This window comes from Faecalibacterium hominis (ex Afrizal et al. 2022), from assembly GCF_049545105.1.
GTDB lineage: Bacteria > Bacillota > Clostridia > Oscillospirales > Ruminococcaceae > Faecalibacterium > Faecalibacterium duncaniae.
Window position 1 is genome coordinate 327,616 of the sequence record NZ_CP186860.1, and the last position, 20,171, is coordinate 347,786.

30 protein-coding genes and 2 tRNA genes are annotated in these 20,171 nt (G+C 54.3%); 28 read left to right on the forward strand and 4 right to left on the reverse strand.

The features are described from left to right. Position 1 precedes the first annotated feature (1 nt). Positions 2–817 carry a selenium-dependent molybdenum cofactor biosynthesis protein YqeB gene (gene yqeB / locus ACKXGA_RS01555; RefSeq protein ID WP_207696899.1) on the forward strand — a complete coding sequence of 272 codons (816 nt, stop codon included), beginning with the start codon at positions 2–4 and terminating at the stop codon, positions 815–817. Between the two features lie 39 nt (positions 818–856). Here yqeB and ACKXGA_RS01560 read toward each other — a convergent pair whose 3' ends face one another. Both ACKXGA_RS01560 and ACKXGA_RS01565 read right to left on the reverse strand, forming a co-directional pair. Beyond that, positions 857–1,399, reverse strand: a complete 543-nt coding sequence (locus ACKXGA_RS01560) for a DUF4364 family protein (RefSeq protein WP_097771065.1) — start codon at positions 1,397–1,399, stop codon at positions 857–859. A 92-nt stretch (positions 1,400–1,491) separates the two neighbouring features. Further along, positions 1,492–2,427: a S1 RNA-binding domain-containing protein gene (locus ACKXGA_RS01565; RefSeq protein ID WP_117476792.1), complete on the reverse strand. Its 936-nt coding sequence runs from the start codon at positions 2,425–2,427 to the stop codon at positions 1,492–1,494. A 196-nt stretch (positions 2,428–2,623) separates the two neighbouring features. On the opposite strand from ACKXGA_RS01565, the gene ACKXGA_RS01570 reads away from it, so the two are divergent. The 7 genes from ACKXGA_RS01570 to ACKXGA_RS01600 all read left to right on the forward strand — a co-directional run bounded on the left by ACKXGA_RS01570 (position 2,624) and on the right by ACKXGA_RS01600 (position 8,615). After that, positions 2,624–2,815: a DUF951 domain-containing protein gene (locus tag ACKXGA_RS01570; RefSeq protein WP_005932779.1), complete on the forward strand. Its 192-nt coding sequence runs from the start codon at positions 2,624–2,626 to the stop codon at positions 2,813–2,815. Positions 2,816–2,846: 31 nt separating this feature from the next. Continuing rightward, positions 2,847–3,938, forward strand: a complete 1,092-nt coding sequence (prfA, locus tag ACKXGA_RS01575; protein ID WP_423729917.1) for a peptide chain release factor 1 — start codon at positions 2,847–2,849, stop codon at positions 3,936–3,938. 87 nt (positions 3,939–4,025) lie between these two features. Next, a complete protein-coding gene (locus ACKXGA_RS01580) occupies positions 4,026–5,051 on the forward strand; it encodes an L-threonylcarbamoyladenylate synthase (RefSeq protein ID WP_423729918.1) in 1,026 nt (341 codons plus the stop codon). Continuing rightward, a complete protein-coding gene (gene coaE / locus ACKXGA_RS01585; RefSeq protein WP_423729919.1) occupies positions 5,048–5,677 on the forward strand; it encodes a dephospho-CoA kinase in 630 nt (209 codons plus the stop codon). Before ACKXGA_RS01580 ends, coaE begins: the two co-directional genes overlap by 4 nt. After that, a complete protein-coding gene (locus tag ACKXGA_RS01590) occupies positions 5,674–6,237 on the forward strand; it encodes a lytic transglycosylase domain-containing protein (RefSeq protein ID WP_423729920.1) in 564 nt (187 codons plus the stop codon). The genes coaE and ACKXGA_RS01590 overlap by 4 nt, the downstream gene beginning before the upstream one ends. A gap of 82 nt (positions 6,238–6,319) precedes the next feature. Beyond that, the gene (locus tag ACKXGA_RS01595; protein WP_423729921.1) at positions 6,320–7,720 is read left to right on the forward strand and encodes an aminopeptidase; all 1,401 of its coding nucleotides are present in this window, start codon (positions 6,320–6,322) and stop codon (positions 7,718–7,720) included. A gap of 124 nt (positions 7,721–7,844) precedes the next feature. Then, complete coding sequence (locus tag ACKXGA_RS01600; RefSeq protein WP_227622011.1) at positions 7,845–8,615, forward strand: MerR family transcriptional regulator; 771 nt, start codon at positions 7,845–7,847, stop codon at positions 8,613–8,615. Here ACKXGA_RS01600 and ACKXGA_RS01605 read toward each other — a convergent pair. Then, on the reverse strand, positions 8,575–9,423 hold the full coding sequence (locus tag ACKXGA_RS01605; RefSeq protein ID WP_423729922.1) for a polysaccharide deacetylase family protein: 849 nt from the start codon (positions 9,421–9,423) through the stop codon (positions 8,575–8,577). The two genes, ACKXGA_RS01600 and ACKXGA_RS01605, sit on opposite strands and share 41 nt — an antisense overlap. A gap of 141 nt (positions 9,424–9,564) precedes the next feature. On the opposite strand from ACKXGA_RS01605, the gene ACKXGA_RS01610 reads away from it, so the two are divergent. Further along, positions 9,565–9,644, forward strand: a tRNA-Leu gene (locus tag ACKXGA_RS01610). Positions 9,645–9,759: 115 nt separating this feature from the next. Here ACKXGA_RS01610 and ACKXGA_RS01615 read toward each other — a convergent pair. After that, positions 9,760–9,840, reverse strand: a tRNA-Leu gene (locus ACKXGA_RS01615). Positions 9,841–10,021: 181 nt separating this feature from the next. Between ACKXGA_RS01615 and spoIVB the strand changes: the two genes are divergently transcribed. The 19 genes from spoIVB (at position 10,022) to ACKXGA_RS01710 (ending at position 20,115) form a co-directional block, all read left to right on the forward strand. After that, a complete protein-coding gene (gene spoIVB / locus ACKXGA_RS01620) occupies positions 10,022–11,245 on the forward strand; it encodes a SpoIVB peptidase (RefSeq protein ID WP_423729923.1) in 1,224 nt (407 codons plus the stop codon). A gap of 135 nt (positions 11,246–11,380) precedes the next feature. Continuing rightward, positions 11,381–12,139 (forward strand): sporulation transcription factor Spo0A, encoded by a 759-nt coding sequence (gene spo0A, locus ACKXGA_RS01625; RefSeq protein WP_117476226.1) that lies wholly within the window; start codon positions 11,381–11,383, stop codon positions 12,137–12,139. 184 nt (positions 12,140–12,323) lie between these two features. Next, positions 12,324–13,283, forward strand: coding sequence for a tyrosine-type recombinase/integrase (locus tag ACKXGA_RS01630; protein ID WP_423729924.1), 960 nt, complete (start codon positions 12,324–12,326; stop codon positions 13,281–13,283). Between the two features lie 186 nt (positions 13,284–13,469). Then, positions 13,470–13,901 (forward strand): hypothetical protein, encoded by a 432-nt coding sequence (locus tag ACKXGA_RS01635; protein ID WP_423729925.1) that lies wholly within the window; start codon positions 13,470–13,472, stop codon positions 13,899–13,901. Between the two features lie 69 nt (positions 13,902–13,970). Further along, positions 13,971–14,267: a hypothetical protein gene (locus ACKXGA_RS01640; protein ID WP_117535315.1), complete on the forward strand. Its 297-nt coding sequence runs from the start codon at positions 13,971–13,973 to the stop codon at positions 14,265–14,267. Positions 14,268–14,570: 303 nt separating this feature from the next. Further along, entirely contained in the window at positions 14,571–14,840 is a 270-nt protein-coding gene (locus ACKXGA_RS01645) for a hypothetical protein (RefSeq protein WP_423729926.1), read from the forward strand. A 97-nt stretch (positions 14,841–14,937) separates the two neighbouring features. Further along, positions 14,938–15,084: a hypothetical protein gene (locus ACKXGA_RS01650; RefSeq protein WP_423729927.1), complete on the forward strand. Its 147-nt coding sequence runs from the start codon at positions 14,938–14,940 to the stop codon at positions 15,082–15,084. A gap of 145 nt (positions 15,085–15,229) precedes the next feature. Then, complete coding sequence (locus ACKXGA_RS01655; RefSeq protein WP_423729928.1) at positions 15,230–15,463, forward strand: hypothetical protein; 234 nt, start codon at positions 15,230–15,232, stop codon at positions 15,461–15,463. A 96-nt stretch (positions 15,464–15,559) separates the two neighbouring features. Beyond that, positions 15,560–15,814: a hypothetical protein gene (locus ACKXGA_RS01660; RefSeq protein ID WP_215696004.1), complete on the forward strand. Its 255-nt coding sequence runs from the start codon at positions 15,560–15,562 to the stop codon at positions 15,812–15,814. 40 nt (positions 15,815–15,854) lie between these two features. Continuing rightward, positions 15,855–16,259: a hypothetical protein gene (locus tag ACKXGA_RS01665; RefSeq protein WP_423729929.1), complete on the forward strand. Its 405-nt coding sequence runs from the start codon at positions 15,855–15,857 to the stop codon at positions 16,257–16,259. A 52-nt stretch (positions 16,260–16,311) separates the two neighbouring features. Beyond that, complete coding sequence (locus tag ACKXGA_RS01670; protein WP_215665777.1) at positions 16,312–16,674, forward strand: hypothetical protein; 363 nt, start codon at positions 16,312–16,314, stop codon at positions 16,672–16,674. A 96-nt stretch (positions 16,675–16,770) separates the two neighbouring features. After that, positions 16,771–16,908, forward strand: a complete 138-nt coding sequence (locus tag ACKXGA_RS01675; protein WP_181567047.1) for a hypothetical protein — start codon at positions 16,771–16,773, stop codon at positions 16,906–16,908. A 148-nt stretch (positions 16,909–17,056) separates the two neighbouring features. Beyond that, positions 17,057–17,242, forward strand: coding sequence for a hypothetical protein (locus ACKXGA_RS01680; RefSeq protein ID WP_423729930.1), 186 nt, complete (start codon positions 17,057–17,059; stop codon positions 17,240–17,242). Between the two features lie 152 nt (positions 17,243–17,394). Then, a complete protein-coding gene (locus ACKXGA_RS01685; protein ID WP_423729931.1) occupies positions 17,395–17,619 on the forward strand; it encodes a hypothetical protein in 225 nt (74 codons plus the stop codon). Between the two features lie 66 nt (positions 17,620–17,685). Beyond that, positions 17,686–17,913 (forward strand): hypothetical protein, encoded by a 228-nt coding sequence (locus ACKXGA_RS01690; RefSeq protein WP_423729932.1) that lies wholly within the window; start codon positions 17,686–17,688, stop codon positions 17,911–17,913. A 62-nt stretch (positions 17,914–17,975) separates the two neighbouring features. Next, entirely contained in the window at positions 17,976–18,785 is an 810-nt protein-coding gene (locus ACKXGA_RS01695) for a DUF6353 family protein (RefSeq protein ID WP_423729933.1), read from the forward strand. A gap of 25 nt (positions 18,786–18,810) precedes the next feature. Beyond that, positions 18,811–18,975: a hypothetical protein gene (locus ACKXGA_RS01700; RefSeq protein WP_423729934.1), complete on the forward strand. Its 165-nt coding sequence runs from the start codon at positions 18,811–18,813 to the stop codon at positions 18,973–18,975. A gap of 67 nt (positions 18,976–19,042) precedes the next feature. Continuing rightward, positions 19,043–19,267: a hypothetical protein gene (locus tag ACKXGA_RS01705; protein WP_215665769.1), complete on the forward strand. Its 225-nt coding sequence runs from the start codon at positions 19,043–19,045 to the stop codon at positions 19,265–19,267. 62 nt (positions 19,268–19,329) lie between these two features. After that, positions 19,330–20,115, forward strand: a complete 786-nt coding sequence (locus ACKXGA_RS01710; protein WP_423729935.1) for a DUF6353 family protein — start codon at positions 19,330–19,332, stop codon at positions 20,113–20,115. The last annotated feature ends 56 nt before the right edge of the window (positions 20,116–20,171 follow it).

The following is a 20,171-nucleotide window of genomic DNA, read 5'->3' on the forward strand; positions in this document are numbered from 1 at the left end:
CATGAAGCGTGATGACCTGATCGTTGTTCGGGGCGGGGGAGACCTTGCCACCGGTGTTGTGCATCGGCTTTGGTCGGCAGGGCTGCGGGTGCTGGTGCTGGAAACATCCCATCCTGCCGCCATCCGTCGGCAGGTGTCTCTCTGTGAGGCTGTTTACGAAGGCGAGACCGCTGTGGAAGGAATGCGGGGCATCCGGGTGGAGACGCTGGCGGATGCCGATGCCGTCTGGGCACAGAACGCCGTGCCGATTTTGATAGACCCCACGGGTGCTTGCCTGCCGCAGGCAAGGCCTGCTGTTCTGGTGGATGCCATCATCGCAAAGAAAAATCTGGGCACCACCCGGGAAATGGCTCCGCTGACCATTGCCCTTGGCCCCGGTTTTACGGCGGGGCAGGATGTGGACGTGGTGGTGGAGACCAAGCGCGGCCACAAGCTGGGCCGCATCATCCGGGAAGGATCTGCCGCGCCAAACTCCGGCGTGCCGGGCATCATCGGCGGCTATGGTGCTGAGCGTGTGCTCCATGCGCAGGCCGCGGGCATCTTCCGCAACCTGCATTCTATCGCTGATTTTGTGGAGGCGGGCGAGGCTGTGGCCGAGATCGAAACGCCGGACAGCCAGCGTTTACCGGTGATCACACAGATCTCCGGCATCCTGCGGGGTCTGCTGCGGGATGGCTACCCGGTGACCAAAGGGTTCAAGGTGGCTGATGTGGACCCCCGCCGTGCGGAGCTGGAAAACTGCTTCCTCATCTCGGATAAGGCCCGCTGCATTGCGGGCAGTGTGCTGGAACTGATCACAGCAGCGTGCTGGAACTAAAAGAAACGGGACTGTTTTTGCAACAGCCCCGTTTCTTTGTTACTCTGTCAGTTTGGTGATGAGCATCTGATAGATCTCGTTGCCCTTGAGGATGAACTGCTTCTTGACCAGATCGGCACTCAGCCGGTCAGGCGTGCCGATGTCCAGACAAAACAGCTCCTGATCCAGTGCCTTGATGGTGCAGCGGATGGAGCAGTGGCCGTCCGGCTTTTCGGTGATGCGGGCGCTGTACTCGGCCTCTTTGCGGGCCCAGGTCTGGCTGCGCAGAACCGCCGCCACCGCGCGCTCCCGCACACTGCGGGGCAGGTCATAGGCGAGCTCCTGCGCGACCTTGCGTCCTTTTTCGGTGATGGAATAACGATCTTCCTTCAGCGTGACCAGCTGCTGGCGGGTGATATCATCCAGACAGGAGCCGATCTCAAAATAGTTGACCAGCTGCTCTTCCATCAGCGCGTTCTCGATCTCCGTCCGGGTGATCGGCCCGGCATTTTTCACCAGATAACACAACAGCAACCGGATCTCCGTGCTGTCGGTCAGCCCGCCGGGACGAACACCGGCGGTAAAAGCATCGTTGGCGGCCATCGTTCTGCACATCCCCCTGTCATTTCAAATTGCTGCCCGGCGCTGCCTCGGGGCAGGCCGTAAAGAATCACTTTCTTATAGTATAAAGGGTTTCAGACAGGATTGCAAGCCGCAACCGCAAAATCTGTTTCAATGCGCTTGCGGCTTTCGGGGGTGGAATACAGCCAGTGGTCGATATGCCCCTCGGTGATGAAATAGCGCAGGTCGAACCGGTGGCTCTGGCCCAGGCTGTGGTTGACGATGACCAGCTTGATCTTCATTTTATCGGGCAGGATGTTTTTGATGTAGACGCTCACCGCCTGCCCGGGGTGCAGGTCGGGGCAGGTCTCGGCAAGGCCGGCCAGATTGGGGGCGATCTCCACAAAGGTGCCGTATTCCTCCACGCTCCGCACAATGCCCACCACGGTCTCGCCCACGGTGAACCCGGCGGCGTTCTCCTCCCAGGTGCCCAGCAGCTCCCGGATGCTCAGCACGAACCGCCCCTGCACGTCCCGGTTTTTGATGGCGCACAGGATCTGCTGGCCCACACTCACCCGGTCGGCAGGGGAGGAGATACGGCTGACCGACATGCAGTCGATGGGCAGCAGGGCGCTGATGCCGCACCCAACGTCACAAAAGGCACCAAACGGCTCGATGTGGGTCACAGTGCAGGGCAGGATGTCCCCGGGCTGTAAGGTGTCCAGATACTCTGCCTTGCACATCCGCTGTGCCTCAGCCCGGGAAAGCAGGTAGCAGGGCTGGCCGTTTTCCCCGGTCTCCATCCCTTCGATCACAAAGCAGGTGGGGCGGCCCACCCGCGTCAGCACCGCGATGTCCCGCACGGTGCCGCTCTCAGCCCCATCGGCACACTGGCCAAAGGGCATCACGGCCTTTACCCCGCCCAGGTCGAACCGGAGCTGGCGCTGGGTGTCAAAGGCAAGGGCAGTGCTCTGTAAAATTTCGCGGCTGGCGATGGCGGCGCGCAGTTCTGCGGGGCTGAGCCGGTCTGCGGAACGGTAATTGCCTTCAGTACGAAATGTCTGCATCATGGTTTGTTCCTCTTTCTGTGTTATTTTAGCGTTTTCCGCTGCACGTCGGCACACAAAGCAGGTGTCGGCATTAAATCTCTATGCGCGGACAATTGCATTTTATACGAGTTTGGTTTATACTATATCTGTATGTGCGGCATGGAAACCTGCTGCACAGGGTACTGCCCCACAAAGGGGCGGCAGGAGGAAAAGAAATATGGATATCGCAGTGGGAGATACCATCCAGACCCGCAAAAAACACCCGTGCGGAGCTTCCAGCTTCGAGGTGCTCCGGGTCGGTATGGATTTCAAGATCCGCTGCACGGGCTGCGGCCGTGAGGTCATGCTGCCCCGCGCGAAAATTGAAAAAAACATCAAGAAAGTGCTCAAGCCCGGCGCTGCCGAGTAACCATTGGGTCATGTAAGGAGAACTGCACAGTATGTCAAGACTGCTTTCCCAAATGGAGGCTGTCAGCCACCGGTTTGAAGAACTTTCCATCCGCCTGAACCAGCCGGAAACAGCGGCAGATCCCGCACTGTTCCGCCGCCTGATGCAGGAGTATCACGAGGCGGAACCCGTGGTGCAGGCCTATCAGGCCCTGATCACGGCGCAGGATCATCTTGCTCAGGCCAAAGCCCTGCTCGAGGGCGAGACCCTTGATCCGGACTTCAAGGAAATGGTACAGCAGGAGATCGGCGAAAAAAGTCAGGAAGTGGCGCAGCTGGAAAATAATCTCAAAATTTTGCTGCTGCCCAAGGATGTCAACGATGATAAAAGCGTCATCATGGAGCTGCGCGGCGGTGCGGGCGGCGAAGAGGCCGCGCTGTTTGCCCACAGCCTGATGCGGATGTACACCATGTACGTTCAGAGCAGGGGCTGGGAGCTGGAGGTGCTGAACCTCAACGAGACGGAGCTGGGCGGTATCAAGGAAGCTATCCTTGCTGTGAACGGCGCAGGGGCCTATAACCGGCTCAAGTATGAGAGCGGGGTGCACCGTGTCCAGCGTGTGCCCGAGACCGAAACGCAGGGCCGCATCCACACCTCCACGGCAACCGTGGCGGTGATGCCGCAGGCCGAAGAGGTGGATCTTGTCATCGACCCCAAGGATCTGCGCATTGATACCTTCCGTTCCTCGGGTGCGGGCGGCCAGCACATCAACAAAACGTCCAGCGCCATCCGGGTCACGCACATCCCCACCGGAATGGTGGTGGAGTGCCAGAACGAGCGCAGCCAGTTCCAGAATAAGGATAAGGCGCTGGAGATCCTGCGCAGCCGCCTGCTGGCCCAGAAGCAGAAGGAACAGCAGGATGCCATCAATGCCAACCGCGCGGGGCAGGTGGGAACCGGTGATCGCAGCGAGAAGATCCGGACTTACAACTTCCCGCAGGATCGCTGCACCGACCACCGCATCGGCCTGACGGTCCACAATCTGGATAAGATCATGGACGGAAATCTGGACGAGATCATTGATGCACTGGCAACCCATGAACAGGCCGAAAAACTGCGTCAGCTCAACGCACAGGCCGAATGATACTGCGATGAAAAGAATAACGCACTTGCGTTGATTTAACGGTTGAAAAGTATTTATACTTTACAGATAGAAAGAACGATGAATCGTATGAAAATGAAAACTGAAATTTTACCTGCTGAGGGCGAAGCAATCGCCAAAGCAGCTGATCTGCTGCGCAGAGGGGAGCTGGTGGCCCTGCCCACCGAGACGGTCTACGGCATTGCCGCCGATGCGCGCAACGGCGCGGCAGTCGCAAAGATCTTTGTGGCCAAGGGCCGCCCGCAGGACAACCCCCTGATCGTCCATGTCACCGGCCCAGAGATGCTGCCTGGCCTTGTCAGCGAGGTGCCCGAGCGTGCCCAGTTGCTGATGGCCGCGTTCTGCCCCGGCCCTCTGACCATCATCATGCCCCGCGGCCCGGAGGTGGCCGCGGAGTGCTGTGCCGGTCTGGACACGGTGGGCATCCGGATGCCCAGCCACCCGGTGGCACGGGCTGTCATTGCACAGAGCGGCTGCGCCTTTGCGGCCCCCAGCGCGAACCTTTCCGGCAAGCCCAGCCCCACCAACGCACAGGATGTGTTCACCGATATGGATGGCCGTCTGCCCCTGATCCTGGATGGCGGCGAGTGCGATGTGGGTGTGGAGAGTACCGTGATCTCTGTGGTAGGCGAAAAGCCCACCCTGTTCCGCCCCGGCCATATCACGCTGGAAGATCTGGAGCGCGCTCTGGGTGAGGAGGTCGAGGTCTCCAAGGCCATCCTCGAAAAGCTGCCCGAGGGTGCTGTTGTCCGCAGCCCTGGCATGAAGTATAAGCATTACGCCCCTAAGGCAGATGTCACCCTGCTGGACGGCACCTTTGAGCAGTTCAAAGCCTATGTGGATGCCCATGCCAACCAGAACCCCAGCTGCCTTTGCTTTACCGGTGAGGCCGAAAAGCTTGGCTGGCCCTGCGTGGAGTATGGCAGAGAGGGCGATGGTGCCGATCAGGCAAAGCATATCTTCCGCAGCCTGCGTGCATTGGATGAGCAGGGGGACGGGGTGGTCTATGCCCGCTGCCCGAAAAAGGACGGCCTGTCCATGGCAGTGTACAACCGCCTGATCCGAGCGGCAGCGTTCCGGGTGATCCAGCTATGATCACGCTTGGGATCACCGGCCGCAGCGGCTGCGGCAAATCGACTGTGACGGCGGTGTTTGCCGCCCATGGTGTCCCGCTGGTGGATGCCGACCAGATCTCCCGCGAGATCCTGCTGCCCGGTTCTCCGCTGCTGCCAGTGTTGGCCCAGCAGTTCGGGGCAGATATTCTGTATGCCGACGGCAGCCTGAATCGCCGCCTGCTGGCAGACCGCGCCTTTGCTGCGCCGGAAGGAAAGGCTGCTCTGGATTCCCTCGTGCTTCCAGAGATCATCCGGCGGGTCTGCAGACTGAAGCAGGCCGCCCGGGAAGCCGGAGCACCGCTTTTTGTGATAGACGGAGCCGTGATCGTGGGCACCGATGCGGAAAAAGAGTGCGACCATCTCTGCGTGGTCACTGCGCCCTTTGCCACCAGTGTGGCCCGCATTGCGGCCCGGGACGGCATCGCCCCGGAGATGGCGGCACGGCGGCTCAACGCCCAGACCCCGGAAGAAGTCCTGCTTGCCAGGGCCGATCTTGTCCTGCGCAACGATGCTGACCTTGCTTCTCTGGAAGCGGCGGCAGCGGCGCTCTGTGAGCAGCTGCAGGCTGAGGGTGCACGGAAAGGGGGCGCGGACACTTCGCTTTGAAAAAGTTTTTGAAAACGCTGGTCCTGCTCTTTCTGTTCTGTGTGGTCCTGCTGGCGCTGCCGCCGGTGCGCCGTCAGGTGGAACAGCGGCTCTACCCGCGGAAATACAACGACCTTGTGGAGCAGTACGCCGCCGAGTATGACCTTGACCCGCTGCTGGTCTATTCCTTCATCCGCACCGAGAGCGGCTTTGACCCGGGCGCAACTTCCAGTGTCGATGCGCGCGGCCTGATGCAGATGACGGAGGAGACCTTCCTCTGGCTCCGCAGTAAGCTGGGCCTGGGGGAGGAGGTTTCCTTTGGCGACCTGTACGACCCTGATGTGAGCATCCGCTTTGGATGCTATTACATCCACCTCTGCCTGGTGCGTTACAACGGCGATATCTCCACGGCCGCCGCAGCCTACCACAGCGGGTGGGGCACCGTGGATGCCCTGCTCCAGAAGGAAGAACACTCGGAGGACGGGTTGACCCTGTCGGGCTTCCCCTATAACCAGATGCACCACTATGTGGAAAAGATCACCGCCTGCTATGCCAAGTACACCGAGCTGTACGGAGCCTGAGCAGGCTGTAAACCCGCTTGAACCGGCTTGCGCCGGTTTGAAATATTTAGGAATACCGAAAGAGAAAGGCAGGAGAAATTCTATGGCAGAAAAAACTCCGAACCAGCAGCTGGCTGAAAAGCTGCTCTATAAGCCTGCTTACGTCGCCGATAAGGACGCTGACGTGAAGCAGAAGGCCCACGACTTTGCCGAGGGCTACAAGAAGTTCCTGGATGCAGGCAAGACCGAGCGCGAGGTCGCCGCCGAGAGCGAGCAGATGCTCAAGGATGCAGGCTACCAGCAGTTCGACCCGAAAAAAACCTACAAGCCCGGCGACAAGATCTACTTTGTCCAGTGCAACAAGGCTGTGGTGGCTTCCACCATCGGTACCAAGAGCTTTGAGGATGGCTTCCATCTGGTCATTGCCCACACCGACAGCCCTCGTCTGGACCTGCGTCCCACCCCGCTGTATGAGTCCGACCACCTGAGCTACTTCAAGACCCATTACTACGGTGGTATCCGCAAGTATCAGTGGGGCACTATCCCTCTGTCCATCCACGGCGTGTTCACCCGTGAGGATGGCTCCACCGTCACCGTCCGTGTGGGCGAGGATGAGAACGATCCCGTCTTCTGCATCACCGACCTGCTGCCCCATCTGGGTGCCGAGCAGAACGCCCGTCCCCTGAAGGACGGCATCAAGGCTGAGGAGCTGAACATCCTCATCGGCTCCGACGCTGTTGATGACGAGAACGTCAAGGAAGCTGTCAAGCTGAACACCATGATCCTGCTCAACGAGAAGTACGGCATCACCGAGAAGGAGTTCATGCGTGCTGAGATCGAGATCACCCCGGCTTACAAGAGCCGCGACGTTGGCTTCGACCGCTCCATGGTGGGCGGCTATGGCCACGATGACCGTGTGGACGCTTATCCTGCACTGATGGCCGAGATCGAGACCAAGAACCCCACTTACACCACTGTCTGCGTTCTGACCGATAAGGAAGAGATCGGCTCCGACGGCGTGACCGGTATGCAGAGCATGTACGCCTTCCACTTCATGCAGGAGCTCTGCCGTGCCGCCGGTCAGGATGATATCCTGGCCTTCCGTCACAGTGTCTGCCTGTCCGCTGACGTGACCGCTGCCTACGATCCCACCTGGGCAAGTGCATTCGAGCCTATGAACGGCACTTATGCAGGCCGCGGCATTGCCATCTTCAAGTACACCGGCGGCGGCAGCAAGGGCTCCGCAAGCGATGCCTGCGCTGAGCTGGTCAGTGATATCACCCGGATGCTGGACAACGGCAACGTTGCATGGCAGATCGGTGAGCTGGGCCGTCTGGATCTGGGCGGCGGCGGCACCATCGCCAAGTATGTCGCAAACCGCGGCATTCCCGTGCTGGATATCGGTGTGCCTGTGCTGTCCATGCACTCTCCGTTTGAGGTCATCCATAAGAACGACCTGTACATGGCTTACCGCGCCTTCTCCCTGTTCAACAACGCACAGTAAGCGCAATCCAGAATAAATGCCCCGGCAGGTTTTGCGCCCGCCGGGGCATTTTTGCGCTATTTTCTGAAAAATGCTTGACCTTCAACCGACTTTATGGTGTAGTGTAAGGGCGGAGGTGAAGCAAATGAACATCAAACAGGCTGCGGAACAGAGTGGAGTTTCCAGCCCCAACATCCGCTTCTACGAAAAAGAAGGGCTGATGACCCCTGCCCGTAACCGGGGCAATGCCTACCGGGATTACACCGCCGGGGATATCCGGACTCTGAAACTGATCCGGATGCTTCGGATGCTGGATATGCCGCTGCCCGTAATACAGAGGGTCCTCAACGGGGAACAGCCGCTGAGCGAAGCACTTCAGGCACAGCAGGCGGTACTGGAGCAGCAGGCGGCACAGCTGGCGGGTGCGATCCGCTTTTGCGCAGAGCTGACCCAACAGACTCCTCAGGTGGATCAGCTGGATGTGGACGACTGCCTGAAACGGATGCAGGACCCGCAGGAGCCGGGCAGATTTTTCTCCGGCTGGCTCAGGGATTACCGTACCGTGGCAGAAAACGAACAGAAAAAACGCTTTTTCATCGTATCGGAACAGTCCATCAATACCCCGGAGGATTTTGCAGCCGTGCTGCTGCGCTATGGGGAAGCTCAAGGGAGCCCCGTCTGCATCACAAAAGGGGGAATGTACCCGGAGTTTGAGTGGCACGGTATCCGGTATAAGGCATGGCGCGGGCAGGGACGCTATTGCGATTCTATCTGCTGCGAAGCACTCTTCCCGGAATCTCTCAAAACGGGACTGCCGCTCAGGCGGGAACGCCTGCTGCGCTGGCTACGGCGGCTGCTCCCTGTGGCAGTGGCCGCTATGGTGCTGGGAGCACTTGCTCTACGCGGCAGAATGTGAACCCCTGATCCCGATACCACTGGATGATGTCCGGCAGCGCCTCGGCGGTGGTGCGGGTGGTAGCAGAATCATGCATCAGAACGATGCACTGGGTCTGCTCGCCGGTCTCACGCACCACATTCCGGTAGATGGTCCCGGCACTGGGCTTGCCGCCCACGGCATCCTCAGCGCAGACATTCCAGTCTACATAGGCATATCCCTTCTCGGCACACTGCTGTTTCAGCTCGGCCATCACACCGCGCCCGCCATAGCGGCGGCTGACCGTGTTGGTGCTGCCGCCCGGAAAGCGCAGGTAATGCAAAGCAGTTGTGTTGACATAGGGCGAGATGCGCTCTTTCAACAGCTCAATATCCTGCCAGTAGGCAGCTGCACTCTGGTAGATGCCACTGTATTCATGGGAAGCGGAATGCAGCGCGATCTGGTGGCCTGCCGCCGCTGCATCCGCAATGAGCGGCAGGTACTTTTCATTGTAGCCCGTGGCCACCACAAAAAAGGTAGCCTTGACCCCGGCGGCGTTCAGCGCATCCAGAACCGCCGGGGTCGTTTTGCTGGGGCCGTCATCAAAGGTCAGGCAAACCCATTTCTCCGGCACCGGCTCCTCCTGCGGCAATGAGCTTGCAGGGGCTGCCTCCGGAGCAGGGGAGACAAAGCCGGTATCCGGTACCGGGGTCAGGTCGCTTTCCTGGCAGCCGGGCCCCGCCGGCACAGCAAAGAACAGCCCCAGCCCAAAGCCTGCCGCCGCGCCCGCCAGAAGCAGAGCTGCCCCGCGAAATAAAAACTTCCCGTTTGCTCTCAGCCATGAAACCATCTCCCAAACCTCCTTGACAGATCGCATTGGATCTGCAGTATCTCTTATAGGATATGACCCGCTGAAAATTTGTAGAATACAAAAGCAGGCAGAGGAATTGACATTTCCCGCAAAAATTGATAAACTAAATAAGTTCTCCGTGCAGGAGTGGCGGAATGGCAGACGCGCTGGTTTTAGGCACCAGTTCCCAGTGAGTGAGGGTTCAAGTCCCTTCTCCTGCATACACAAAACGGCAGGCCCTTGGATAGAATCCGGGCCTGCCGTTTTGTTTGCGGCTTTGGTTGGAAAGCATAAGAAAAGCCCACGATCTATCGCTAGACCGTGGGCTTTCTTTTATGCGAGGGAGGGGACTCGAACCCCCAAGGATAAACCACACGCACCTCAAACGTGCGCGTCTGCCAGTTCCGCCACCCTCGCACAACTATAAAATTGTTGCAATCCTGGATTTCTGAGGCTTGAAATCGTTGTTGCGGACTGCTTGAATATACTACCACATTACCCCGGGAAAGTCAAGCGATTTTGATAGAAATTTCCTCGTTTCATATTCGATCGTGTCCCGGTGCATACTAGAACAAATTATCACCGGGGAGGCAGGACCGTGAAACGACGCAACAGAGCATACCGATTGCTGAGACTGACAGCAGTATATCTGCTTCTGCTGCCGTTTCTGCTGCTGGGTTGGCTGTACAGCCGCCTGCCGGATCGTGTTTATCTGGAACCCGGGCAGGCCTTGCTTTTGCCTCGCTTTGGCTGGGTGGAACCTATGGGGCTTCACGGCAGCCAGAATGCGGCCAGTACCCAGGTCGTGGGCAGTTATCAGACCACTCTGTCACTGGGCGGCTGGCTTCCCATCAAGAATATCCGCACGGTGGTCACGGAGCGCACGCAGGTCACGGTCTGCGGTACGCCGTTCGGGGTCAAAATGTTCTCCGAGGGAGCACTGATTGTTGGCTTTTCCGATATCGACAGCCCCGGCGGGAGCACAGTGAACCCGGCAAAGGCAGCGGGACTGCGTCTGGGAGACCGCGTGATCCGCATTGGACAGATCAGGACGGAAAACAATGACGCTGTGAAGGAAGCGCTGGAGGCCGCCCAGGGAAGCGCCGCAGAGGTCATCTATGTCCGCAGCGGGGAACAGCGCAGCACCATCCTGACCCCTGTCTGGGATGCCGCTGCCGCCCAGTGGCGGGCAGGCATGTGGGTGCGGGATTCCTCCGCCGGTGTGGGCACTCTGACCTTTGTGGACCCGGAAAAGGGTGTCTTTGCGGGGCTGGGGCATCCCATCAGCGACGGCGACACCGGCGAAAGCATCGCTCTGCGCAGCGGGGAGATTGTGCCGTGTGAGATCACCGGGTGCAGCATGGGCACTGTAGGCAGCCCAGGGGAGCTGAAGGGGAAGTTCCTGAGCGCCCACGCCATTGGCAGCATCCGGATCAATGGAGAAAACGGTGTTTATGGCACAACACGGACAGGCTTTTCCGGGCAAACCATGCCGGTGGCGTTTGCGCAGGAGGTCGAGACGGGGGATGCACAGATCCTGGCTACCGTCGCCGGGGAAACACCCCGTACCTACCATGTCCGCATCGAGAAGATCAGCGATGCCGATCCGCGCCGCAATATGGTCGTCCGGGTGGTGGACAAAGCCCTGCTTACCCGGACCGGCGGCATTGTGCAGGGGATGAGCGGCAGTCCCATTTTGCAGAATGGGCGGCTGGTCGGCGCAGTGACCCATGTTCTCGTCAACGACCCGACACGAGGCTACGGGATTTTTGCGCAGACCATGTTGGAGCAGGCTGAACAGGTTGCATCGGCGGAAAAATGAGCAGATTTGGTAAATCGAAACAGGAAGATTCGACTGAAGATTCCATAATATGGCAAAAATAACAGTTGAAATCCATGGGAATTTATGGTAAAATCAGAAACGTAAGGAAAACCGCACACATTGGAGGAATGAACGATGGACAAGATCAAATTTTTGATGTCGGATACTGGCGCAGAGATCACGGCAGCCTGTCGTGAAGCTTTGGAGCAGAAGGGTGTAGAGGTGACCGTGGTGGAAAAAGACGGCCTGAAGGTCCTGCAGAAAATGCTTGCAGTGCGGCCCCAGGTGGTGTTGCTGGATGCTTTTATGCCTGGGCTGGATGCGCTTGCCGTGAAACAGAAGTACAATGCAGCCGGTGAGCGCCACACCTCTTTCTTTGTGACGGGGGCGTTCCAGAGCGAGGAAATGGTGCAGGAGCTGTTGGATGAGGGCTTTGCTTACTATTTCGTCAAACCCTTTGACGAAACGGTTCTGGCAAGCCGCGTGCTGAAGGTGGCTGCCGGGCAGGAAAAGCGCATCCTGCACACCAGCGTGGACAGCGATGAACTGACAGTCACTGAGATCCTGCACCAGATCGGCGTTCCCGCCCACATCAAGGGCTATCAGTTCCTGCGGGATGCCATCCTGCTTACCATGAACGAGCCGGAGTACATCAACGCTGTGACCAAGCGTCTCTACCCGGAAATCGCCAAGAAAAACGGTACCACTGCCAGTCGGGTGGAGCGCGCCATCCGCCACGCCATCGAGGTGGCATGGGACCGGGGCGATGTGGATACCCTCAACAGCTACTTCGGCTATACCATCCATAACCTGCGCGGCAAGCCCACCAACAGCGAGTTCATCGCGATGATTGCCGATAAGATGCGGCTGGATAAGCGGCAGAGAGCAGTGTGATGAATGCACATGCCGACGTGATATTTTGTGCGAAAAGCTGGTGATTTTGGAATGGTGAAAAATGTTTATCGCTATGGAATTATAGAATTATGGATTCCATAGCGATAAACAGATTGTTGATAGGGCAATAAATCTCCGGAATTTATTGGGTGTGGAGCCGAATGGATTCCGGAGGTTTTTTGTGGTGGAAAAAGATGTAGAAATGTTTCTGGAGGCGTGCGAGTTAAAGGGACTGAGCATGAAGACGATTGGCAGTTATGAGCAGACGTTGAGGTTGTTCATGCAACATTTGTACAAAATTGGAATTGAGCGCACGGAAAATATTACGCATCTGACGATTCAGGGATACATTCAGGAGATTCGGAGGCGGGGAAAGTATACCGCTGTGACGAATCAGGATGCCAGAAATTATCCGGAAAACCGTCCGGACTACGGAAAACAAGTCTCAGATGTGACGATCAACAACTATCTGCGGAATCTCAGAGTGTTTTTTAACTGGTGCGTCGATGAGGATATTCTTCGGAAATCGCCGATCAAGCGTGGCGACTTTACGAAGACAGATCACAAGCCGCTGGAATTTATCTCAGATGACGACTTCAAACGGCTGTTGAGAGCGCTGGATATTTCCAAATTTAGTGAGTACAGGGACTTTGTGATTGTTCAGCTGCTTCTGGACACCGGTATGAGAATCAGCGAATGTCTGATGATCAAAGTCAATGACCTGAATTTGGTAAAACGGTTCATCTGGCTACCTGCAAAAAACACGAAAGGAAAACGAGGCAGGTCGGTATTCTTTTCAGAGAAGATGGCAGGGCAGATTCGGAAGTGGATCAAGTACAAAGACCGCTACCGTGACAGCGACTTTTTATTTTGTACAAACAAGGGGAAGCCACTACAGGCAAATAATTTTGAAGCCAACGTCCGAAAGTACGCTAAGAGAGTTGGTTTGAAGAACGTTCATCCTCATGTGTTCCGGAACAACTTTGCAAAACGGTTCCTGATGAATGGCGGAGATATTTACACCCTGAGCCGGATTCTGGGGCACAGCAGCGTGACCGTGACAGAACAGGCTTATCTTGACCTGACACAGGAGGATCTGGCAGAGCTGTACCGCAGGCACAGTCCTCTGAAAAACATGAGATAACGCTGAAAAGCTCGGATTTTCCGGGCTTTTTCTTTTATGAATTCTATTCTAGATTAAACGATAGATTTCAAAATGGGCAACGTTTCACCCAGAATAAAATAAAACAGGACGCAGACGACAGTTTTTTCCAGTAGTATTCCTTTGAACTCAGCGTGGGCTGAGAAATAGTGCAAAGGAGTCTACTTTATGAAAAACTGTAACGAAATCATGCGGGGCGAACGGGCGGAGCTATCGAAAAAGAATCCTTATTATATTTCAAAGCATCGGTATTACGAACTGAAACATTTTTGCCGACAATACGACGAATGGAAGCGCGCATTGGTACGTATCGACGGATGGAAAGCGTTTCCGGAAAGCACGGGAGCAATCGTCAATGCAACACTCTCGAACCCGACAGAGCAAATGGCGATGGCACGAGCATTCTATTCGAGTAGGGTCGATCTGCTGGAGCACTGCCTGGGCGAACTGGAACCAGCAATCGCACCTTATATTCTGCGCGGCGTGACAGAAGGACATTCTTATGAAGCCCTCCGGATCAAGGGGTGTCCATGCTGCAAGGATACTTACTACAACAACTATCGCAAATTCTTCTGGATCCTCAGCCGGGAGCGGGCATGACGCGAAAAATTCAGGCTCCTTTATGGACGAAAGTTCACGAAAATTTGATTATGTAAAGGAGATTTTACTATGTTTAAGGCAAAAAAGACTATTATGTACATTGACGTGAAGGGTGTTGACGATATGACTGATCGTCGCGATCTTATGAGAGAAGTCATCCGCAGAAACTGCGATGTTGACAGTCGAATCATTGATTCACTGGTAGACAAGCTGGGAAGCTGTGGTGATAAGGATCATAAGAAATGCGAGTATCAGCTCAGGCTCGAAAACTATGACCTGGGCGGCATTGCACGAGACTTTGAGCTGCTGAAGAAAGCAGGAATCATCGAGCATGTAACCAAACCGACGAACTACATCGTTTTATAAAGGCGAGAGCCGTGGAGAAATCTGCGGCTCTTTCTTTTTATCTGGACGCGAAAAATACAGCTGCCTTTATGAAAGGTGGTATGTTGATATGTTTAACTTGATTATCTGGATCTTGATCGTTGTGATTCTGGTCAGACTGGCAAAGCTGATCGGAGCAAAGACAAACGAGGTGAAAAGCAGAACAAAGAAGAAACACTGATCAAAATGGAGCTTGTGGAAACACAGGCTCTTATTTTTACGCAGACGCGAAAAATGCAACCTCTATTATGGAAGAAAACAATATTTCAAAATGGAGGATTTATTATGTTTGATATTATGATGAATTGCATCGAAATGGCAAAGGAAGAAGTTGTATGGATTCTGGTGTTTATGCAGACCGGAATGGGTCACAACTATGTTTTCGAGAATACAAGCGAAATGGCTGCGTTTGGCAGAGCATGGCTTGATACTCAGAGCATGGTGGACGCATTCTGCAATGCTGCACCGGCATTCATCGGCTGCATGATCCTGATTGCTATGACTGCAATGGCAACAATCAAGCTGACCAGGAAATACGTTTTCAAGGAGGATTGAGCGCAAGCTCTTTCTTTTTTTGCTTTTATTACGCACAGACGCGAAAATTTCACCTTCTATTATGGAAAGAAATAAACAATTTTAGGAGGTATTTACTATGCTGAAGAATATTGTGAAGGGCTTTGAGGAAATGATGAACTCTATTATGGCCGCATTTAACGAGTCGTATAACGACAAGTATGCAGGCTGGAATGAGGGCGAAGAACTCCTCATGCTGAACGATGTTCGGTGTGGTATCCGCTGATGGATTCTGACCGGAAAACGGGCGTATGGAAACATGCGCTCTTTTCTTTTTTCTATTTTAGAATAGGCCGTAACGAAGCAGCGCGAAATTTTCCATGTGCTTTATGGAAGGATGTCTTCCGAAATTTGAAAGGAGATTATTATTTATGAACTATCGAGTAAAGACGAACTTTGACCGGGGCTATGTGAATGCAATGGATAAGGTGCGGGTGTTTATCGAAAGCAACCAGAAAGTGATGTTTGTGAATACAGACGAATACAAGGATGCAAAAAATGCACGCGCGGCTTATGTACATGCAATTACATTGATCCGGGCAGGAGGAATTGTGAGAGCAACTCGAAGCAGAAATGACCTGTTTCTGATTCGCAACGACATCTAAGGCGTAGAGAGCTTACGAGAAATCGTAGGCTCTTTTATTTTTGCATCACGCAGAAGACCGTTTTATCCACTACATTATTAAAAGGAGATTTTCAAAATGCTGTACATCTACTATGCTGTGTTATTCGTTGCCATCGTTCTGGGGCTGCTCTTCGGGATGGCGCTCTACCGCTGGTTCCATTACCGTGATATTTACGAAGTGGGCGAGCTGCTGATCGGCGAGGAAGATTCCCCCGACTGGCCCTACCTGAGCCTGAGCCTGGATGAGGAGGTGAAGAATTTTGAAGGCGACAAGTACATCATGCTGCGGGTGCACAAACTGGACCTGACGCGAGAAAAACATGGTGCTTAATGGAGGAAACTCTAATTACTTTGTAAAGGAGAAAATCAAAATGGAAAACTACGAAAACAAAGAATTGCTGAAGGAAGCGGCAAAGCAATCGCTGGAGAGTCTCAAGGACTTGAAACCGGGTACGGACGAGTACACGAACACGGCGAAGATGGCATTGCAGCTGTACGACATGCAGCTCAAGAGCGACGAGCAGGAGAGCAACCAGAACCTGAAAGAGGATGAGGAACGGCGGAAGGGCCAGGAGGTCATCAACGATCAGGAGAAGGCTGCGAAGGCACGGCGCATTGAGTGGGCGAAGTTTGGCATCAGCTGCCTGACGTTTCTCGGAACGATTGGTACGACGGTATACTGGTCGATCTGCGAGGCTGGCGGTGTAGCGCCGCTTTCCAGAGCAATGAACGATGGTCTCCATGAGATCAAGAGAGGCTTTACGGACAGAAAGTAAAGGAGGAACCGAGAGGGTTCGTGGCGAAAGCTGCGGACTCTCTTTATTTTTTATGAGATATCACGACATACCGCCAAAAGAGTGGACGAGCTACTACGGGAGCGTTTACCGATGCAATCACCCGGTGTACCGTGTCTGCACGCTCTACCGGGAACAGGGGAAAGGCCTGTGTGTGATCCAGCAGCGGTACAACGAGAAAACCAAGGCTACTTACTGGAGCGCCATCGACCCCTGGCTGACCGACAAGATTTATCTGCATGAAGGGTTTCGGCAGTATTTTGACAGCCACGCCAAGAAGAAAAACGCAAAGGGCGAGTATCCGACTGTGACCGTACGGCAGATCATGTGGGCACTGCGCATGAAGCCCCTCAAGAAAGAACGCTGGGAGACCGTGTTTGACCGGAGTTTGATCTGAGCACGTGTAAAGAATCGTAGGCTCTTTTCTTTTGCCCAAACGCGAAAAATTCTCCGTGCTTTATGGGATGAAGGCCCAAGAAAAGGAGAATGTAATATGAACGAATCTATTTTTAAGAAAATTTGGAATTATTCGATTACGGTTGGGCAGATGATCATGACAGCAATTGCAATGGCGATTGTAACCGTTATTGTATGGCTGTTATGTCGGGCATTCCGGCCGTCGAAAGACTGATATTTGACGATAGACCGGCTGAACACAACTTGAGTTGGGCCGTCCCGGAGAAGGGCTGATGCGAAAGCATGGGCTCTTTCTTTTCGGCGCGAAAAATACAGCTTCTATTATGGAGGTAAGAGGGCTTACATTGAAAGGAGAAATTACTATGATGAAAGCTATTAAGAACTTTATGAACAAACCTATTACTTATGGGGCTTATTTCAAATACTGCACCGTATGTGCAAGCATTAGCTTGGCATTGTGCGGATGGGCGTATTATCAGATGAGCAAACTGAACAATTGGGTTGAAACAAAAGACGAAGAGAGCAATCTGGAAGAGGACGAAATCTGAAAGATCACGCCCTCTTATCTTTTTCAGACGCGAAAAATTCATGTTCCCTTATGGAAGAGATAGCTCAAATGGTAGAGCGCCACTTCATTGTGGAGGTGTGGACTCGATCTCCACTCTCTTTTTTCATTTTTATTTTTGGAGGTTGAACGATTATGGAGGACATTATGCTGATCCGGTCGAGTTTTCTGCGCCGCATCATCTCGCAGGTCATCAACAAGATACTGAAAAAGCAGTTACCCGGCACAGAGGTGCAGTTGGGCGAGGTTCAGGCGAACTGGAGCGAAAAAGAGCAGAAGTTGAAGATCCATCTTGTAGTGGATGCAGAGATGACCAAGGCGCAGCTGATGGATATTCTCAAGAAGGCTGATGTGATCTGACGCGAAATTTTCAGTGCGCTTTATGAGATGGTTAGTCTCAGAATTATATTTTGGAGGTACGAAATTATGAAGACATTGGTGAAAGTTGCTTTGGGCGCAGTGGCGTTTTATGGCATTACCGAATTGTTCTGCGTTGACTCCGTTGCTATCATGTGGAGACAACTTATGATGCGCAATGAAGATTTGGCGGCAGATGCGCTCGATAACGCTATGAAGGACCAGAGTCCGGATTGGGAACGGAAGCTGTATGAATTCCTGAGAACGAATCAGGCTGAAAAGTATTTGAAGCGCTAACCAAATCGAGAGCTTACGAGAAATCGTGGGCTCTTTATTTTTTTCAAAATGGAGGTTGAACAATGAAACTGACGAAAACATGCGCGAAATTCCTGCGCAAGCACGGCGGAACTATTCTGGCGGTGGCGGCATCTGTAGGCGTGGTGGCAACGGCCATTGAAACCGGGCGGGCAACCACGAAGGCACAGCACATACTTGAAGTTGACAAGGAGCTGACAAAGTTCAACGAAGACGAGTTCGGCGTGACAGAAGAGCCTCCGACAAAGAAACAAATTGTTCTGATGTGCTGGAAAGCATACGTTCCGGCTGTGATTCTTGGCGGGGGCACCATCGCCTGCATCCTGGGCTCCAACGCGCTGAACAAGAAGCAGATCGCGAGCTTGACCGCAGCGTACATGGCACTGGGAAAGACCTATCAGACCTACCGACAGAAGGTGATTGAGAACATCGGGCTGGAAAAAGAAGCAGAAATTCAGGAGCAGATCAGCGAAGAAAAGCTGCCTGAAGTTCGTGACAAGATGGCAGAGGAAAAACTGCTCTGCTACGAGCCTATCTCAAAAAGATATTTCCATGCAACGGAAACGGAGCTGATGGATGCCTTCTACAACGTGAACCGGAACTTTGCGTTGAATGGAGAAGTCTCGCTGAATGACTTCTTCTCCTTCCTGCCCGGACTGGACTTTACACCGGAAGGAGATATGCTGGGCTGGTGTGCGGAGTATCTGAGCAACGAATGGGAATATTACTGGATCGACTTCAACTATACCCGGCAGACAACGGATGATGGACTGGAAGTGTACTATGTGACGGCATTCCAGGAGCCGATCAAAGAGTATCTGGATTACGACCCGACCAGACGGGAACCATTTTGAATTTTGAAAAGGAGAATGATATTTTATGAAGAAGATCAATTGGTGGAAAGTTGCATCCGTGGCCATGATGGCTGCAAGCGCGATCCTGAGCTTTGGACATGACCTGATCGAGGAGCAGCGCAGCGAAGAGGAAATGCAGGACATGGTGCGGGAGGAAGTTCAGCGCCAACTTGCAGAAAAGAACCTGTAAACGCGAAAAATACAGTCTCCCTTATGGAAGAGATATCCAAACTGACAAACAAAGGAGATTGATATTTATGTACGATCACGACTATTATGCAAAGATGGACAAGGCAATGGTACGCGTACTGAAGGCAGTTGCACGTTCAGTAGGATACGGCTTTACAGGGCTGTATCACTATCTGAAGAAGCAGCCGACCAGACTATACGAGTATATCCGTTACCAGATCCAACTGGAACGCGATGATCAGCGTGAAACAGAAATTCGCTTCGAGAATTTGAAGCAGCACGGACATATCTGAAAGGCGAGAGCTTACGAGAAATCGTAGGCTCTTTCTTTTTATAAATTTTTGGAGGTACGAAGATGAACCTGAAAACATTTGCAAAGGCAGTGCGCAGGAGCGCAGGCAAGAACGCATCCAAGATCCTGGGAGGTCTGGCGATCACGGGAAGCATTACGGCGGTCTATTTCGCTGTGACCGCGACACCCAAGGCTATGATCCTGCTGGACGAGAAAAAGCAGGAGCTGGGCGTGGAAAAGCTGGACGTGAAGACCATTGTCAAGACGGCAGGCCCGGTGTACGTGCCAACTGCGCTGAGCATGGTGCTGTCTGCGGGCTGTGTCATTGGTGCAGTCCATGTGGACGAGCGGCGGAATGCTGCACTGGCCGCGGCGTGCACCCTTTCTGAGAGCGCGCTCAAGACCTATCAGGACAAGGTGCTGGAGGCCATCGGCCCCGAGAAGGAACAGGAGATCCGGGAGACCATTGCACTGGAAAAGATGGCCAAGTGCCCCGAACCGGCAACCATCCAGCCCGCCAAGGGCCTTGCCACGACCGATGTTTCCTACGACCAGCGGGTGAAGTGCTGGGAAAGCCTGACCAACACCTACTTCTGGACGACCAAGGCCATGATCGAAAAGGCCGTCAATGGGGTCAACAAACAGCTGCTCAGTGACTTCCGGGTGAGCGAGAATGATCTGTTCGACTATCTGGGCATCGACCACTGTGTCAACGGTGACCTGCTGGGCTGGGACACGGATTCGGGGCTTAACGTTGATATTTTCTATGCGTCCCGGCTGGACGAGGACGGGATGCCCTGCCTGACGCTGGAGTATCACACGCCTCCGAAGTGGCTGGGCGGCTATTGATATTTGACCAGGCGCGAAAAATTCAGCTTCCTTTATGGAGGTAATACTCCGACATT

Excerpts from the sequence above, each read along its gene's own strand:
- yqeB (WP_207696899.1), top strand. The coding sequence starts at position 2 with ATGAAGCGTGATGACCTGATCGTTGTTCGGGGCGGGGGAGACCTTGCC.
- ACKXGA_RS01560 (WP_097771065.1), bottom strand. The coding sequence starts at position 1,399 with ATGGCCGCCAACGATGCTTTTACCGCCGGTGTTCGTCCCGGCGGGCTG.
- ACKXGA_RS01565 (WP_117476792.1), bottom strand. The coding sequence starts at position 2,427 with ATGATGCAGACATTTCGTACTGAAGGCAATTACCGTTCCGCAGACCGG.
- ACKXGA_RS01570 (WP_005932779.1), top strand. The coding sequence starts at position 2,624 with ATGGATATCGCAGTGGGAGATACCATCCAGACCCGCAAAAAACACCCG.
- prfA (WP_423729917.1), top strand. The coding sequence starts at position 2,847 with ATGTCAAGACTGCTTTCCCAAATGGAGGCTGTCAGCCACCGGTTTGAA.
- ACKXGA_RS01580 (WP_423729918.1), top strand. The coding sequence starts at position 4,026 with ATGAAAATGAAAACTGAAATTTTACCTGCTGAGGGCGAAGCAATCGCC.
- coaE (WP_423729919.1), top strand. The coding sequence starts at position 5,048 with ATGATCACGCTTGGGATCACCGGCCGCAGCGGCTGCGGCAAATCGACT.
- ACKXGA_RS01595 (WP_423729921.1), top strand. The coding sequence starts at position 6,320 with ATGGCAGAAAAAACTCCGAACCAGCAGCTGGCTGAAAAGCTGCTCTAT.
- ACKXGA_RS01600 (WP_227622011.1), top strand. The coding sequence starts at position 7,845 with ATGAACATCAAACAGGCTGCGGAACAGAGTGGAGTTTCCAGCCCCAAC.
- ACKXGA_RS01605 (WP_423729922.1), bottom strand. The coding sequence starts at position 9,423 with ATGGTTTCATGGCTGAGAGCAAACGGGAAGTTTTTATTTCGCGGGGCA.
- spo0A (WP_117476226.1), top strand. The coding sequence starts at position 11,381 with ATGGACAAGATCAAATTTTTGATGTCGGATACTGGCGCAGAGATCACG.
- ACKXGA_RS01635 (WP_423729925.1), top strand. The coding sequence starts at position 13,470 with ATGAAAAACTGTAACGAAATCATGCGGGGCGAACGGGCGGAGCTATCG.
- ACKXGA_RS01640 (WP_117535315.1), top strand. The coding sequence starts at position 13,971 with ATGTTTAAGGCAAAAAAGACTATTATGTACATTGACGTGAAGGGTGTT.
- ACKXGA_RS01645 (WP_423729926.1), top strand. The coding sequence starts at position 14,571 with ATGTTTGATATTATGATGAATTGCATCGAAATGGCAAAGGAAGAAGTT.
- ACKXGA_RS01650 (WP_423729927.1), top strand. The coding sequence starts at position 14,938 with ATGCTGAAGAATATTGTGAAGGGCTTTGAGGAAATGATGAACTCTATT.
- ACKXGA_RS01655 (WP_423729928.1), top strand. The coding sequence starts at position 15,230 with ATGAACTATCGAGTAAAGACGAACTTTGACCGGGGCTATGTGAATGCA.
- ACKXGA_RS01660 (WP_215696004.1), top strand. The coding sequence starts at position 15,560 with ATGCTGTACATCTACTATGCTGTGTTATTCGTTGCCATCGTTCTGGGG.
- ACKXGA_RS01665 (WP_423729929.1), top strand. The coding sequence starts at position 15,855 with ATGGAAAACTACGAAAACAAAGAATTGCTGAAGGAAGCGGCAAAGCAA.
- ACKXGA_RS01670 (WP_215665777.1), top strand. The coding sequence starts at position 16,312 with ATGAGATATCACGACATACCGCCAAAAGAGTGGACGAGCTACTACGGG.
- ACKXGA_RS01675 (WP_181567047.1), top strand. The coding sequence starts at position 16,771 with ATGAACGAATCTATTTTTAAGAAAATTTGGAATTATTCGATTACGGTT.
- ACKXGA_RS01680 (WP_423729930.1), top strand. The coding sequence starts at position 17,057 with ATGATGAAAGCTATTAAGAACTTTATGAACAAACCTATTACTTATGGG.
- ACKXGA_RS01685 (WP_423729931.1), top strand. The coding sequence starts at position 17,395 with ATGGAGGACATTATGCTGATCCGGTCGAGTTTTCTGCGCCGCATCATC.
- ACKXGA_RS01690 (WP_423729932.1), top strand. The coding sequence starts at position 17,686 with ATGAAGACATTGGTGAAAGTTGCTTTGGGCGCAGTGGCGTTTTATGGC.
- ACKXGA_RS01695 (WP_423729933.1), top strand. The coding sequence starts at position 17,976 with ATGAAACTGACGAAAACATGCGCGAAATTCCTGCGCAAGCACGGCGGA.
- ACKXGA_RS01700 (WP_423729934.1), top strand. The coding sequence starts at position 18,811 with ATGAAGAAGATCAATTGGTGGAAAGTTGCATCCGTGGCCATGATGGCT.
- ACKXGA_RS01705 (WP_215665769.1), top strand. The coding sequence starts at position 19,043 with ATGTACGATCACGACTATTATGCAAAGATGGACAAGGCAATGGTACGC.
- ACKXGA_RS01710 (WP_423729935.1), top strand. The coding sequence starts at position 19,330 with ATGAACCTGAAAACATTTGCAAAGGCAGTGCGCAGGAGCGCAGGCAAG.